This is a genomic window from Lentzea flaviverrucosa (genome assembly GCF_003350445.1).
GTDB classification, from domain to species: Bacteria; Actinomycetota; Actinomycetes; order Mycobacteriales; family Pseudonocardiaceae; genus Lentzea; species Lentzea californiensis.
On sequence record NZ_QQAU01000020.1, the window covers coordinates 21,012 to 35,606 of the forward strand.

At 69.5% G+C, this 14,595-nt stretch carries 12 protein-coding genes; 7 read left to right on the forward strand and 5 right to left on the reverse strand.

Annotation, left to right across the window (positions count from 1 at the left end; translation table 11 throughout):
• Positions 1–51: 51 nt before the first annotated feature.
• Complete coding sequence (locus DFR72_RS41285; protein WP_090065049.1) at positions 52–813, forward strand: hypothetical protein; 762 nt, start codon at positions 52–54, stop codon at positions 811–813.
• Positions 814–1,198: 385 nt separating this feature from the next.
• On the opposite strand, the gene DFR72_RS41290 is transcribed toward DFR72_RS41285, so the two are convergent.
• The 5 genes from DFR72_RS41290 to DFR72_RS41310 all read right to left on the reverse strand — a co-directional run bounded on the left by DFR72_RS41290 (position 1,199) and on the right by DFR72_RS41310 (position 7,797).
• Entirely contained in the window at positions 1,199–1,936 is a 738-nt protein-coding gene (locus DFR72_RS41290) for a methyltransferase domain-containing protein (protein ID WP_090065258.1), read from the reverse strand.
• A gap of 219 nt (positions 1,937–2,155) precedes the next feature.
• Positions 2,156–5,554 (reverse strand): S8 family peptidase, encoded by a 3,399-nt coding sequence (locus DFR72_RS41295; RefSeq protein WP_143086691.1) that lies wholly within the window; start codon positions 5,552–5,554, stop codon positions 2,156–2,158.
• 64 nt (positions 5,555–5,618) lie between these two features.
• Complete coding sequence (locus DFR72_RS41300) at positions 5,619–6,017, reverse strand: VOC family protein (RefSeq protein ID WP_090065051.1); 399 nt, start codon at positions 6,015–6,017, stop codon at positions 5,619–5,621.
• The gene (locus DFR72_RS41305; protein ID WP_245983886.1) at positions 6,014–6,814 is read right to left on the reverse strand and encodes a helix-turn-helix domain-containing protein; all 801 of its coding nucleotides are present in this window, start codon (positions 6,812–6,814) and stop codon (positions 6,014–6,016) included. Before DFR72_RS41305 ends, DFR72_RS41300 begins: the two co-directional genes overlap by 4 nt.
• 8 nt (positions 6,815–6,822) lie before the next feature.
• The gene (locus tag DFR72_RS41310; RefSeq protein ID WP_090065052.1) at positions 6,823–7,797 is read right to left on the reverse strand and encodes an ROK family transcriptional regulator; all 975 of its coding nucleotides are present in this window, start codon (positions 7,795–7,797) and stop codon (positions 6,823–6,825) included.
• 38 nt (positions 7,798–7,835) lie between these two features.
• Here DFR72_RS41310 and DFR72_RS41315 point away from each other — a divergent pair, with 38 nt between their 5' ends.
• From DFR72_RS41315 to DFR72_RS41335, 6 genes are all read left to right on the forward strand, one after another.
• On the forward strand, positions 7,836–8,843 hold the full coding sequence (locus DFR72_RS41315; protein WP_090065053.1) for a Gfo/Idh/MocA family protein: 1,008 nt from the start codon (positions 7,836–7,838) through the stop codon (positions 8,841–8,843).
• Positions 8,840–9,304, forward strand: coding sequence for a heme-degrading domain-containing protein (locus tag DFR72_RS41320; protein ID WP_090065054.1), 465 nt, complete (start codon positions 8,840–8,842; stop codon positions 9,302–9,304). The genes DFR72_RS41315 and DFR72_RS41320 overlap by 4 nt, the downstream gene beginning before the upstream one ends.
• 358 nt (positions 9,305–9,662) lie before the next feature.
• A complete protein-coding gene (locus DFR72_RS41325) occupies positions 9,663–11,069 on the forward strand; it encodes a family 2B encapsulin nanocompartment shell protein (RefSeq protein WP_211335737.1) in 1,407 nt (468 codons plus the stop codon).
• 3 nt (positions 11,070–11,072) lie between these two features.
• Positions 11,073–12,152 carry a terpene synthase family protein gene (locus tag DFR72_RS46565; protein WP_211335739.1) on the forward strand — a complete coding sequence of 360 codons (1,080 nt, stop codon included), beginning with the start codon at positions 11,073–11,075 and terminating at the stop codon, positions 12,150–12,152.
• On the forward strand, positions 12,145–13,155 hold the full coding sequence (locus DFR72_RS46570; RefSeq protein ID WP_211335741.1) for a terpene synthase family protein: 1,011 nt from the start codon (positions 12,145–12,147) through the stop codon (positions 13,153–13,155). The genes DFR72_RS46565 and DFR72_RS46570 overlap by 8 nt, the downstream gene beginning before the upstream one ends.
• Before the next feature lie 37 nt (positions 13,156–13,192).
• Positions 13,193–14,593 (forward strand): family 2B encapsulin nanocompartment shell protein, encoded by a 1,401-nt coding sequence (locus tag DFR72_RS41335; RefSeq protein ID WP_245983887.1) that lies wholly within the window; start codon positions 13,193–13,195, stop codon positions 14,591–14,593.
• Positions 14,594–14,595 lie beyond the last annotated feature (2 nt).

A 14,595-nucleotide genomic window follows, 5' to 3' on the forward strand; every position in this document is an offset into this window, starting at 1 on the left:
GCCCCGGCCACCCGGCCGGGGCCCGCCTTCATTCTCGCTGAACGAGGCACCATGACCATCGGCTACAGCTACTTCGCCCACGTCACGCCGTCCCACCCCGCGCTCGACGACCCGTCCGTCGTCTGTCGCCAGTGGACGGACGAGCAGGGCGACCTGCACGAGGAGCAGTACACGGCCGCCCTGCGCTGGCAACGCGGCTACACCGTCAGCAACGTCCGCAACGGCAAGCTGGCCGGCGAGATCCACCCGATCACCGAGGAAGCCGCCCTGCGGTTCGAGGAGATCCAGGCGGCCCGCGTCCGCGACAACGACCCCGGTGCCGGCCAGTACGGCTACTCCTTGGTCGTGACGAGCCTCAACCCGGTGGACAGTCCTCGCGCGATCCTGCGGTCCTGGCACAGCTCCCAGGGGAGTGTGGGCGAGCAGGCCTGGACTCCGACGCATGGCTGGGTGACGAGCAACTACTCGTACGAACTCGCGAACGACCACCTCGACGGCGACGCCGTGGGCATCACGGAAGAGCAGGTCGAGCACTACCAGGAACTCGCCTACCGGAACTACCTCGACGCCACCCGCTTCATCGACTACCACTACTTCGCGATCATCACCGAAGGACACCCGCTGAACGACCCGCAGGCGGTCGTGCGGCAGTGGAAGGAGAACGGTGCGTTCAAGGAGGAGCAGTACGCCGTCGACCTGAAGTGGGAACCGTCGGACCTCCTGCGGCAGCAGGAGGTCCAGGCCGTTCCCATCGACGCCTACGCCGTGGACGTGTTCAAGTTCGCCCAGTTGAAGCGGTCGCAGAACGACTAGGGCCTCATGGTCTGCGTGTGGCCGAGCTCCGTGACCTCGCCACGATCGAGAACGGCGAGTAGCAGGCGGAGGCGCACCCGGTCTCGATGGAGGCCGCCGCGGCGTACGAAGCGGCGGAGTACGCGCGTGTCCACGCCGACGATCCCGCAGACGGGAAGTACTCCTACTTCGCGCAGGTGAAAAGCGGCACCTCGGTGGACAACCCGGCGTCGGTGGTCCGCACGTGGATCGCCCCCGAACGGCCATCACGAGGAGCAGCAGCACGTAGGTGGACCTGGCTACGCCTGGCAGGCCGGTCACATCCAGAGCGACGTGTTCGACGGCCGCGAACGCGGTCAACTCGTGCCGATCAGCGAGGAGACCGCCCTCCGGCTCATCGGGTGAGTCAGGGCCTCCGGGCCTCGACCAGGAACCGCGTCGAGGTGCAGACGAACTCCCCGTGCTCCTGGATGTGCGCATGCATGTCCAGGAGCCGATCCCGATACCCCTCCACGGTGAACCCGGGAACGGTCCACAGCACCTTCCGCAGAAAATGCACAACCGCGGCAACGTCGAAGAAAGCCACCCGCAACGCGACAGGCTCCAGCCGCAGCACCTCCAACCCGGCAGCCTCGGCCGCAGCACGGGCCACAGCGACTCCCCGGGCCTCGCTCACCGGCTGCGGCCCCATCATGAAGTCGGTCAGCTCCCGGTTCGTCCCGGCACCGATCTGCTGCGACAAGTAGATCCCGCCGGCCCGGAGCACCCGCGCGATCTCGCCCCACGGCGTCACGACGGGATGCCGCGAGATCACCAGGTCGAACGAGGAGTCGCGGAACGGCAGCGGCCCGGAGTCCGGAGCCCGCACCACGAACGGCAGGTTCTTCGCGGCGACCAGGGCGTTGGGCGGCCACGACTCGGTGGCTGCCATCAGGGGCGGCAACACCGGAGCCGACGCGGTGACCTCTCCCCCGCCGGTCTGCAGGTCGAGGGCCGATGAGACCGCTCCCAGCCGCGCGGCGATCAGGGAGGCGTAGCCCCACGGTGGGCGTTCCTCGGTGGCGCGGCCCTCGAACCAGGCGAAGTCCCACCCCTCCAGCGGCACGGCCGCGCCCTCGGCCACCAGTTCCTCGAATGTCCCCATGAGCAGGAATGTGACCACAGGCGCGCCGAACCGGCCACCGAGAACGGCGGCACCTGCCCCGGGCGCTGAGACGCCGCGTCCCTGGTTCGTCTCGCGCTCGGCGGGGCAGGTGCCGCAGGGGATTACAACGACCGAACGGCCGTGTGGTTACGCCCTAGGACGTAACAGAAGCACGGCCGTTCGGCCCAACACAGCAACATCACTCAGTGGGGGGAACGATCAGCGCAGGCGGTAGGCCCTCAGCACCGTCTGGTCGACCGTGTTGCCGTTCGCGTCCGCGGCCACCACGCGCAGCGACACGAACCCGCCCGCCTTGCCGCCGGGAGGGACGACCGACTTCACCGGAGCCCAGGTGACGCCGTCGTCGAACGACGCGTAGGCCTGCAGTGAGCGCACCGTCGCCTTGCCCGCCTGACGCGTCGCGGTGAACTTCACCGGCATCGGCGCCCCGGCCTTCCCGCTGTTGCGCAGGTCGACCGGCACCGAGTAGCCGACCTCCAGCAACGGCAGCTTGCCGTCGGCGGAAGCTGAGAACTCCCACGTGGTTTTCACGTTGGTGGACAGCGCGAGCGACTCGCGGGACGCGTCCAGCACCAGCTTGTACCGGCCGTCGCGGGCAGGTGCGTGGAACGAGCCCCGCCTCACGTCGGAGAAGCCCAGCGACGCCCCGTCGCGGAACAGCTCCACGTAACCGCCTCCGGTCTGCCGCCAGTTCTCCACCCATCCCGCCCCGCCGAACGGCGAGATACGCGTGGTGATCAGATCGCCCGCCCGTTCGACGCCACCGCCGTCGGCCCACGGCACGAGCGACGCGCCGCCGAGCCGGGGTGAGGTGACGGCACGCAGGTTGGTGCGTTCGTAGTTCCCGCCTGCCTGGAAGGTCACCGGGTCGACGTGGGCCCACGAGGTCGTGATCGGGTCGTCGCCGCCTCCGAACGCGCGCCCGTCGAAGCCCTCCTGGAACCAGGTGCCCGGGGTGAAGTACTCGGTGCGCTCCGCCGGAGCGGCGAGCCGTTCGTCCAGCGTCACGCCGATGGCGCCGCCGACGACCGGGTTGTTCCGCTGGTTGACCGAGCCGTCCGCGCCGGACGTGTGGTAGCGCGCCTTGACCCGGGCGAGCTCCGAGTGCCGGAACTTCTTGACACCGAACGGAAGCGAACCCTTGTGCGGCAGGAACAGGGTGTACGAGACCGGCGACCCGGCGATGGCCCGCAGCGTCAGCTTCGCCGGCGTGACGGCCACCTGGTGCTCCGCCGCGGCGATCACCGGGATCGCCGTCTGCTCGTCGTACCCGAACGGCACCGGGCCCGCCCACAGCACCGCGACCGCACCGGCGTCCTTCATCGCCTGCGCGACCGGGTAGACGTCCTCGCCGGCGGTCCTGACGAGAGCGAGCTTGCCGCGCACGTCGGAACCGCGTTCGGCCACGTCGAGCCGGTGCTCACCGGGCGGCAGGTACTTGCTGCTCTCGTAGTACCGCACCGGGAACCCGCCTGGGACCGAGACCAGCGGCTGCCCGCCCTTGAGGCCGGAGTCGTAGGTCAGCTCCGGCAGCGGCCCGCCGAACGACAGGCCGTACAACGGAACGCGGCCGTCGATGATGCTCGCGACACCGCTGATCTTGCCGGGCGCGAACGGCACGCGCAGTTGCGCGTCGCGGTACCAGACCACCGAGTCGCGCTCGGGCAGTTCGGCACCGATCTGCTTGCCCTGCCTGGCGTCCAGCGTCACGGACACGTCCGCCGCCAGCGAGACGCGACCGGCGACCTCGGTCGCGGCGACCGGCACGAACCAGTCGTAGTTCGGCGTCAGCTCGTCGATGCGGCTCAGCACCGCGTAGTCCGCGACGGGCAGCCGCGCCGATCCGGTGCCGTCCGGACGGATGCTGAGCACCGATGCCTCCCTCGTGGTCATGTTGACCACGACGGCGAACTCGTTCGGGACGGGCTTGCCGTCACGGCCGATCATCGACAGCGTCAGCGCGTGCCGTTCCTCCTGCACGTAGGCGCCGACGGAGGTGGTCAGCTCGATGCCTGCCCCGGATGCCTTGACGTGCCCGAAGAACGTGCCGTTGCCCTTGCGCGGGTCCAGGACGACGTCGACCGCCGCGCTGCCCCGCGCCGGCACGGTCACCGACGACGGCACGGCGAAGTCCGTGCCGAGGTTGTGCTGCAACGACAGGGAAACCGGGTCGGCGCCCGAGTTCGAGTAGGTGATGGTCTTCGTGAACGTCTTGGTGTGCGGCCACTCCAGCAGCCCGAACGACAGGCTTCCGGTGGAGGCCCGCACCTGCTGCGTCACCGCGCGGCCGACGTCGAGCAGGCCGGTGCCGACGCTCGGGGGAGAGTCCGCGACCGGTTTCACCGTCGCCATCAGGTGGGCCTTGAGCTCGGCCGCGGTCCAGGACGGGTTGCGCTGCGCCAGCACCGCCGCCGCTCCCGCGACGTGCGGCGTGGCCATCGACGTGCCGGTCAGCCGCGCGTGCAGGTCGTCGACGGCGTGCTCCCACAACGTGTTCTCGGCGCGGGCGGCCACGATGTCCGTGCCCGGCGCCGCGATGTCCGGCTTGACCGCGTAGTCGCCCAGCCTCGGGCCGCGCGACGACATCTCCTCCACGGCGCCCTGTTTGGTCAGGTTGGCCACGGCCAGCGCCGAGTCCGCCACGGCCGGCGAGGACACCTTGCGGAACGTCCCCGAGTTGCCCGCCGCGACGACGAACAGCGCGCCGGTCTCGGCGGTGAGCTCCTCGACCTTGCGGGACAACGGGTCCGTGCCGTCGGACTGGTCGCCGCCCAGCGACATGTTGACGACCTCGGCCCCGACCTCGCGCGCCGCCCACTCCATGCCGGCGATCACCGCGCTGTCGAAGCAGTACGAGGCCTCGCAGACCCGGCCCACGGCAAGGGAAGCGCCCTTCGCGACGCCGGCGTACTGGCCGCCGCGGCCGGCGATCGTGGCCGCGACGTGCGTGCCGTGACCGATGTCGTCCTGGATGCCGGACGGCGTGAAGTCCTTCGACACGGAGACGACGCCCGCGAGTTCCGGATGCTTCTGGTCGTACCCGGTGTCGAGCACGGCGACCGTGACGCCGGTGCCGTCGAACCCGGACTGCCACGCGGCCGGCGCGCCCACCATCGGCACGCTCTCGGTCAGCGAGATCTGCGACTTGCCGTCGAGCCACAGCTTCCCGGCACGCAACGCGCCCGTGCGCCGCGCGGTCCACTGCTGGGCCGCGTCCTCCTTGGGCACCGCACCCGCCGCCCGGAGACCATTGTCCAGCAATGGAATCCGGTCGATCTTGTCGTCGGTGTACCCGTAGGCGTGCAACGAGGTGATGTCGAAGAAGCGCTTGTCGACGCGGTCCTGGCCCACCGCGTCGACGGCGTCGGCCGGCACCACGTACTGGTGGTCGTCCTGCACGTACTGGGCGAACTGCATTCCGGGCCGCCCCTCGACCCGGACGAGCTCCCCGCGTTCGCCGACGACGACCTTGTCACCGCTGATCAGCGTGATGGCCGAAGTCTTCTGCGTCGTTCTCGACGGTTCCGCCTGCGCCGCCGCCGGACTGAGCAGTCCGGCGGCGAGAGCGGCGATCACCAAACATCGTGCTGGGCGCACGTGTCCTCCCCTGGGTGTGAACCTCTCCACCCAGGAAGACTCCAAACGGTCCGCGCGGGTTGCCTCACGCTCCGCGATAGGTGCCGAAGCTCCAGCGGTTGCCCTCGGGGTCGGCCACCGTGAAGCCGCGCGAGCCGTAGTCCTCGTCGCGCAGGCCGCGGATCTCGGTCGCCCCGCGGGCCAGCGCCAGCCCGTGGACCTCGTCCGGGCGGTCGGTCACCACGTAGACGGATCCGGCACCGGCCCTGGTCGCCTCGACCTCGCCGACCGACCGCACGACGGACCCCAGCATGACGCCGCCGCCCTCGGGCCAGACCATCTCGCAGTGCACGACCTCGCCGTCGGCCTCCCCCGGCACGACGAGGTGCTCGGAGAACCCGAACGCCTCCACGAGGAAGCGGATCGCGGCGGGAGCGTCCTGATAGGACAGGGTGGGCCAGCAGGTAGGTGGTGGTGTGCTCATGACGGCAACTCTGCGCCCTGACCGTGCTCGCTGCCTTGTACGAATGGAAGCTCGGCCGCGATCCACTCGGTCGGGGTCGCCCCGCACAACGCGCGCCAGTCGCGGTTGAAGTGCGCCTGGTCGGTGTAACCGCAGGCCGCGGCCACCTCGGTCAGCGTGGGCCGGCGCTCGCCGCGCAGCATCCGGTTCGCCCGCTCGAACCGCATCACGCGGCCCACGACCTTGGGCGTGAGCCCGTACTCCGCCGCGAACCGCGCGCTCAGGTGCTGCCTGCTCCACCCGACCTCGGCGGCGATCTCGGCCACCGGCGCGCCCGCCGCGAGCCGCTGCCACGCCCACGCCACCTCGACCTGCTGCCGCACCGGCCTGACCAGCCCGCCCAGCACCTCGTCCAGGCGGGCGAACCGGTCCGTCCACGTCGGCGCTTCCCGCAGCCGTTCGCGCAGTTCGGCGGCGGGAGCGTCCAGGCAGTCGAGCCCCACGGTGGTCGCCGCCAGCTCACCCGCGGGCACGCCGAAGAACGCCCGCATCCCCAGCGGCGTGAGGTCGCACTGGACGCCGTGCTGGAACCCGTCGTGGGTGATGATCACGGCCTCGTCGTGCAGCCCGCCGCACAGCGTGGCGAACCGGCCCTCGGAGAGGTCGACCGTGCCGTCCATCGTGACCACGAGGGTGAGCGAGCGCGACGGCAGGCCGCGGTGGATGCCGGGCTCGGTGCGCATCCGATACCCGGAGTACCGCGTCACGAACGGCCGCAGCCGCGGGTGCGGCAGGCCGACGACGTGCTCGACGTCCACAGCTGATGCTAGAACAATTCGCCCAGAACGAGCAGCCCGGCGCCGACGGGCACCAGATCGGGACCGTACGACGTGACGCTGACGTCCACGTCCGGCATCGCCCGCAGGTAGAGCTCGGGCGACTCCAGCACCTTCCGTCCACTCAGGACGATCTGGTCGAGGTCCAGCAGCTGCACCAGGTTCGTCACCGCGGCGGCGAGCACCCGTGCGGCCTCGACGCCCGTGCTGGCCGCGTGCACGGCCTCGACGCACCCGCGCCGTCCGCACACGCACAGCGGCCCGTCGAGCTGGATCGTCGTGTGCCCGAACTCCCCCGCGCCTGACCGCGCACCGCGATGCACCTCTCCTCCGAGGAGCAGCCCCACTCCCAGACCGGTGCCCACGAACACGAGCGCCGCGTCTCGGAGCGGTCGTCGCCACGCCTCGGCGAGAACGGCGGCGTTGGTGTCCTTGTCCACGACGACCGGCAGCCCGAGCCGTTCCTCGGCCAGCGCCTTCAACGGGACCGACGACCAGCCCGGAAGCCCGTTCGGGGACACCACCCCGCCGGGGTGCTCCAGCGGGCCGGCGATGCCGATGCCGAGCCCCAGCACCTCGTCCCCGGCCTCGACCAGCGGCGCCAGGGCGTCCAGCACGGTGCCTGGCGAGAACATCGGGGGCAGCGGCACGACCGACGACGACACCACCTCGCCGGTCAGGTCCAGCTTCACCACCCGCAGTTCGTCCCGGTCGACGTAGGCGCCGTACGCGTACGCACCGCCGGGCGCGAGCCGCAACGACATCCGGGGCTTGCCGCGACCTCCGTCGCGCACGGCACCGGTCTCCTCCAGCAGTCCGGCCGACATGAGCCGCGCCACGATCTTCGAGATCGCCTGCGGGGTCAGCCCGGCCTCCGCGGCGAGGGAAGCCCTGCTCAGCGCCCCTGAACGGACGAGCCGGAGCACTGTCCTGTCGTTGTGCGAACGCAGCGAGGTGAGGTCCACGGTCGCAATTATTCAACAGCGTTGCTTTAATCGGAAGCATGACTCGAGTCGGACTTCTGGGCTACGGCATCGCGGGGCGGGTCTTCCACGCCCCGCTGATCTCCTCCACCGAGGGCATGGACCTCGCCGCGATCGTCACGGCGAACCCGGAGCGGCAGGCGCAGGCCCGTGCCGCGCACCCGGACGCGAAGATCGTCACCGCCGGCGAGCTGTTCGAGCTGGACCTCGACCTGATCGTCGTGGCCACTCCCAACAGGACGCACGTCGAGTACGCGAAGCGCGCCATCGCCCAGAGCATCGCGGTCGTCGTCGACAAGCCGTTCGCACCGACCTCCGCCGAAGCCGAGGAGCTCGTGGCCGCCGCGCAGGCCGCGCGAGTACCTCTCACCGTCTTCCAGAACCGCCGCTGGGACAGCGACTTCCTCACCGTCCGCGAGGTCCTCGGCCGGCTGGGCGAGGTGCGGCGGTTCGAGTCCCGCTTCGAGCGCTGGGTGCCGGAGATCTGGGACAACTGGCGCGAGTTCGGTGCCGCCGAGGAGGCGGGCGGTCTGCTCTACGACCTCGGCGCGCACCTCGTCGACCAGGCGCTGCAGCTGTTCGGGCCGGTCGGCAGCGTCTACGCGGAACTCGACCGGCGCCGCCCCGGCGCACAGGTGGACGACGACGTGTTCGTGGCGCTGACGCACGAGAACGGCGTGCGCTCCCACCTGTGGGCCAACGCGCACGCGGCGAACACCGGACCGCGCTTCCGCCTGCTCGGCAGCGAGGGCGCGTTCGAGATCAGCGGCCTCGACGAGCAGGAGGACGCGCTCGGCGCCGGCCGCCGCCCGACGGATCCGGGCTGGGGACACGAGGACCGCACCGGGCGACTCGGCATCCTCGGCGAGACCACCGAGGTCGCCGTCGAACGCGGCGCGTACCAGCACTTCTACACCGAACTGCAGGCCGGCCGGATCCCCGTCGACCCGGCGGGCGCCGTGCACGCGCTGAAGGTCATCGAGGCCGCTTTCCTGTCCGCACACGAGAACAAGGTGGTAGCACTGTGAAGTCCGAAGAGCTCCTCGACCAGGAACGGCGGCTGCAGTTCAGCCGGTTCGGCAACGACGTCGCGATCGAGCTCGGCCTGCACCTGCTCGACGCCGCCCGCGAACAGGGCCTGCCGATCGCGATCTCGGTGCAGCGCAACGGACACCGGCTCTTCCACGCGTCGCTGCCCGGCACGGCGCCGGACAACGACAGGTGGCTCGAACGCAAGGCCCGGGTCGTCGAGCTGTTCGGCCACAGCTCGTTCTACGTCGGCACGACGTTCCGCGAGAAGGGGTCGACGTTCGAGGAGCAGCCCGGCCTCGACCCCGCCCGCTACGCGGCGCACGGAGGCGTCTTCCCCGTCATCCTGCGCGGGACGGGCCCGGTCGGCACCGTCGGCGTCTCCGGACTGCCCCAGGCGGAGGACCACGCGTTCGTCGTCACGCAGCTGGAATCGTTTCTGAACTCACGCGACGCGTAATCACGAATAGTCGTCGGCACAAATTGATACACACCACTTCGAGTGGATTCCAGCCACTCGGAGTGGTGCCGTATAACATCCATACAACACGGCCCAGCGCACACCAAAGGGTGATCCTATTGGGCCAAACGAGTGTCTTATTCCATGCTCCCATGAATAAGACCCCATCACCCACCTGCGGATACAAAGATCGTTGCGTAGGGCGAGAGTTGTACGCTCCGTAGCATCATCAGGCGTAAGCCACCCACCCGAATGTCGCCTTCTTGGCCCCTTCACAGCCGTCAGCAGTGCGAACTAACGTCCATTCCGGCTTATCGGTTTGGTCCAATTAGCGCATTGAGATAGGTGGGTACCGGTTGTGACTGTGACGGATTCTGACCTCAATGAGGGCCGTCAGCAGCTGAGTTTGGGCACGGCCGCCGCACGAAATCTGGCCACTACCACCAAGTCCGTTCCGCAGATGCAGGGAATCACTTCCCGCTGGCTGCTCAAGGTGCTCCCCTGGGTGCAGGCGGCAGGTGGTGCGTACCGCGTCAACCGGCGCCTCACCTACACGCTGGGGGACGGCCGCGTCTCGTTCACGAACATCGGCGCGGAGATCCGCGTGGTGCCGATGGAGCTCACCGAACTGGCGCTGCTCAAGGGCTTCGACGACGAGGAGGTCCTCGCGGCGCTCGCCGGCCGCTTCACGCAGCAGGAGTTCGGCGTCGGCGACGTCATCGTCGAGAAGGGCCGTCCGAAGGACAGCGTCGTGCTGATCGCGCACGGCAAGGTCGACAAGATCGGCACCGGTGAGTACGGCGGCGACACCGTGCTCGGCAACCTCGCCGACGGCCAGTACTTCGGCGAGACCGTGCTGGCCGGTCCGCAGGGCGAGTGGGAGTACACCGCCAAGGCCGTCACCCCGGTCACGGTGCTCACGCTGTCGTGGACCGACTTCCAGGCGCTCAACGGGGAAGCGGGCGGCCTGCGCGCACACATCCAGCAGACGTTCAACAGCCGCAACAAACCGCAGGACGAGTACGGCGAGGCCGAGATCGGCATGGCGTCCGGTCACGACGGCGAGCCCGTCCTGCCCGGCACGTTCGTCGACTACGAGGTCTCGCCGCGCGAGTACGAGCTGAGCGTCGCCCAGACCGTGCTGCGGGTCCACAGCCGGGTCGCGGACCTCTACAACAAGCCGATGGACCAGGTCGAGCAGCAGCTGCGGCTCACGATCGAGGCCCTGCGCGAACGCCAGGAGCACGAGATCGTCAACAACAGGTCGTTCGGCCTGCTGCACAACGCGGACCTCAAGCAGCGCATCCACACGCGCACCGGCCCGCCCACCCCGGACGACTTCGACGAGCTGCTGTCGATCGTGTGGAAGGACCCCGGGTACTTCCTCGCCCACCCGCGCACGATCGCCGCGTTCGGCCGTGAGCTCAACAAGCGGGGCCTCTACCCGCAGCACATCGACTTCAACGGCCAGCAGGTGCCGGCCTGGCGCGGCATCCCCGTGCTGCCGTGCAACAAGATCCCGGTCTCCGACACCCGCACGTCGTCGGTGATGCTGATCCGCACCGGCGAGCAGAACCAGGGCGTCATCGGCCTGCACCAGACCGGCATCCCGGACGAGTACCAGCCGGGCCTGTCGGTGCGGTTCATGGGCATCAACGACCAGGCGATCATCAACTACCTGGTCAGCGCGTACTACTCGGCCGCCATCATGGTGCCGGACGCGATCGGTGTGCTGGAGCACGTCGAGCTCGGCCGCGAGGGATAGGTCTTGGCCTCCTTCACCATGCCGGAGTTCTACGTGCCGCACCCGGCGCGGATGAACCCGCACCTCGAACGCGCCCGCGCCCACTCGACGCAGTGGGCGCGGGACATGGGGATGCTCGACACCGGGGTGTGGACCGACGAGGTGCTCGCGGGCGACGACTACGGGCACATGTGCGCGTGGACCCACCCCGACGCGCCCGCGGAGATCCTCGACCTCATCACGGACTGGTACGTCTGGGTCTTCTACTTCGACGACGAGTTCTTCGCGGAGTTCAAGCAGAGCAAGGACGTGGCGGGAGCCAAGGCGTATCTCGACCGGCTCCCGGCGTTCATGCCGCTCAACGGCACGGACCCGTGGCCGGAGCCGCAGAACCCGACCGAACGCGGCCTCGTCGACCTGTGGCAGCGCACGATTCCGCTGATGTCGCAGGACTGGCGGCGCCGGTTCACCACGAGCACCCACAACCTGCTGCTCGAGTGCATGTGGGAGATCAAGAACATCGAGAGCGGGACGGTCGCCAACCCGATCGAGTACATCGAGATGCGCCGCAAGGTCGGCGGCGCACCGTGGTCGGCGAACCTGGTGGAGGTCTCCGAGGCAGCCGAAGTGCCCGCGTCCGTCGCGGGCACCCGGCCGCTGCGGGTCCTGTCCGACACGTTCTCCGACGCGATCCACCTGCGCAACGACATCTTCTCGTACGAGCGGGAAGTGCTGCGGGAAGGAGAGAACTCCAACGGGGTGCTCGTGTTCGAGAAGTTCTTCGGCCACGACACGCAGACCGCGGTCGAGGCGGTGAACACCTTGCTGACCTCACGGCTGCACCAGTTCGAGAACACGGTCTTCACCGAGCTGCCGCAGCTGTTCGCCGAGAACGCCCTGGGCCCGGAGGACCAGGCGCGCGTGCTCAAGTACGTGAAGGGCCTGCAGGACTGGCAGTCCGGCGGGCACGAGTGGCACCTGCACGCGGGCCGCTACACCAATGTCGAAGGAGGGGCCGGGAACTCGGCGTTCTTCCGCACGGTCCTGCGCGGCCCGACCGGCCTGGGCACGTCCGCGGCGTGGCTGGGGGTGCCCCGTGGTTGAGGTCCCCTCGTTCGACATGCCCTTCGCGGCGAGGCTTTCCCCGCACGTGGACCGCGTCCGCCAGCACACCAGGACGTGGGTGCGCGACATGGGCATGCTCGGCGGCGCACCGTGGACCGAGGCGTTCTACGACGCCGCGGACTACGGTGGCTTCGCCCCGCTGACCCACCCGACGGCGTCCCTGGACGACCTCAAGCACATCAACGACTGGCACACGTGGGGCTTCCACGTCACCGACGCGTTCCAGTCCGGCTTCCTCCGGCCGCGCAACGTCGCGGGCGGCAGGGCGTTCGTGGCGGCGCTGAAGTCGGTGCTCAGCGGCTCGCCGCCCTCGTCGAACCCGGCGGAGAGGGGCCTGGCCGACCTGGTCTCGCGGTCCACCCTGGACGACGAGGACCGCGAACACCTGACCGAGTTCTTCGACGCGTTGCTGTGGGAGCTGCACAACACGGCACAGGGTCGCGTACCCGACCCGATCGACCTCGTGGAGATGCGGCGCCGGTCGATCGCCACGGAGCTGTCCGCGAAGCTCGCCCGCAAGTCGGTCGGCGCCGAACTGCCGGCGGAGTTGTTGCGCAAAAGCACGATGCGGGCGCTCGTCGACTCGTTCGGCGACGTTCCCGCGCTGCGGCGGGAGATCGTCGGCTTCGACCACGCCTACGCCACCGGCGGCAGCACCACCAGCGCGGTGCTCGCCGTGCAGCAGTTCTTCGAGTGCGAGCTCCAGCAGGCCGTCTCGGTCGTGGCCGACCTGATCGCCGCACGGCTGCGGCAGATCGGCTCGATCATCGGCGAGCTGCCGTCCATCGCCGACGAGTACGGCCTCGACGCGGAGGCCAGGGCCGGGCTGCACCGGTACGTCGAGGCACTGAAGTCCTGGCTGGCCGGGGAACTGCTGTGGACGCAGAGATCCGGCCGGTACAGCCCTCCCCCGGTCCCCACCCGGAAGTCGTTCCACAGACCGTCAGGGCTTGGCACGGCAGCAGCAGCACTCGTTCGCTAGTTCCATCACAGCACCAAACAGATTGGCAGGACTTCCAGTGACTGTTACCGATCCGGGCCTTGGGGTCGAGGGCGGGCAGCTGAGCCTTTCGACGCAGGCGGCCCGCAACCTCTCGACGACGACCAAGTCCGCACCGCAGATGCAGGGGATCTCCCCCCGGTGGCTGCTGCGCATGTTGCCCTGGGTCGAGGCCAAGGGTGGTGCGTACCGCGTCAACCGCCGGCTCACCTTCGCGATCGGCGACGGCCGGGTCACCTTCACCTCCGTGGGCTCCGAGGTGCGGATCGTGCCGCAGGAGCTGGCGGAGTTCGTGCTGCTGCGCGGGTTCGAGGACGAGGCGGCGCTCACCGCCGTCGCGAACCGCTTCGAGCAGCGCGAGTACCTGCCTGGTGAGGTGATCGCGCACCGCGGCGAGTCCGTCGACGAGATCATCGTCATCGCGCACGGCAAGGTCACCAAGACCGGTCGCGGCGAGTACGGCGACGACGTGGCGCTGGGCACGATCGCGGACGGCGAGTACCTCGGTGACGAGCCGGTGCTGTCCGGTTCCGGCAAGAACTGGAGCTTCACCGCGCGTGCGTTGACGCCGACGACGGCCGTGGTGCTGACGCGGGCCGCCTTCGCGCAGCTCAACGGTCAGATCGAGCCGTTGCGGGAGCACATCGCGCAGCAGCTGGCGAACCCGACGAACGCGTCGAACAAGCACGGCGAGGCCGAGATCGACATCTCGTCCGGCCACGACGGCGAGCCGACGCTGCCCGGCACGTTCGTCGACTACGAGCTACGGCCCCGCGAGTACGAGCTCTCGGTGGCGCAGACGATCGTGCGCGTCCACACGCGTGTGGCGGACCTCTACAGCCAGCCGATGGACCAGGTCGAGCACCAGTTGCGGCTGACCATCGAGGCCCTGCGCGAGCGCCAGGAGCACGAGCTCATCAACAACAAGGAGTTCGGCCTGCTCGCCAACGCCGACCTCAAGCAGCGGGTCAGCACCAACTCCGGCCCGGTCACGCCGGACGACATGGACGAGCTGATCTCGCGGCGCCGCAACACCAAGCTGATCCTGGCGCACCCCAAGGCGATCGCGGCGTTCGGCCGGCAGCTCAACAACCGCGGCCTGTACGTGCCGACCGTCGAGGTCGAGGGCAAGTCGCTGCAGTCGTGGCGGGGCGTCCCGATCGCGCCGTGCGACAAGATCCCGGTCAACAAGAACGGCACCACGTCGATCATCGCGATGCGGCTCGGCGAGGAGAAGCAGGGCGTCGTCGGCCTGCGCCAGACCGGCATCCCCGACGAGTACGAGCCCGGCCTGAACGTGCGGTTCATGGGCATCGACGAGCACGCGATGCTCAAGTACCTCGTGTCGACGTACTACTCGGCCGCAGTGCTGGTGCCGGACGCCCTGGGCGTGCTGGAGAACGTGGAGATCGGGCTCTAGCG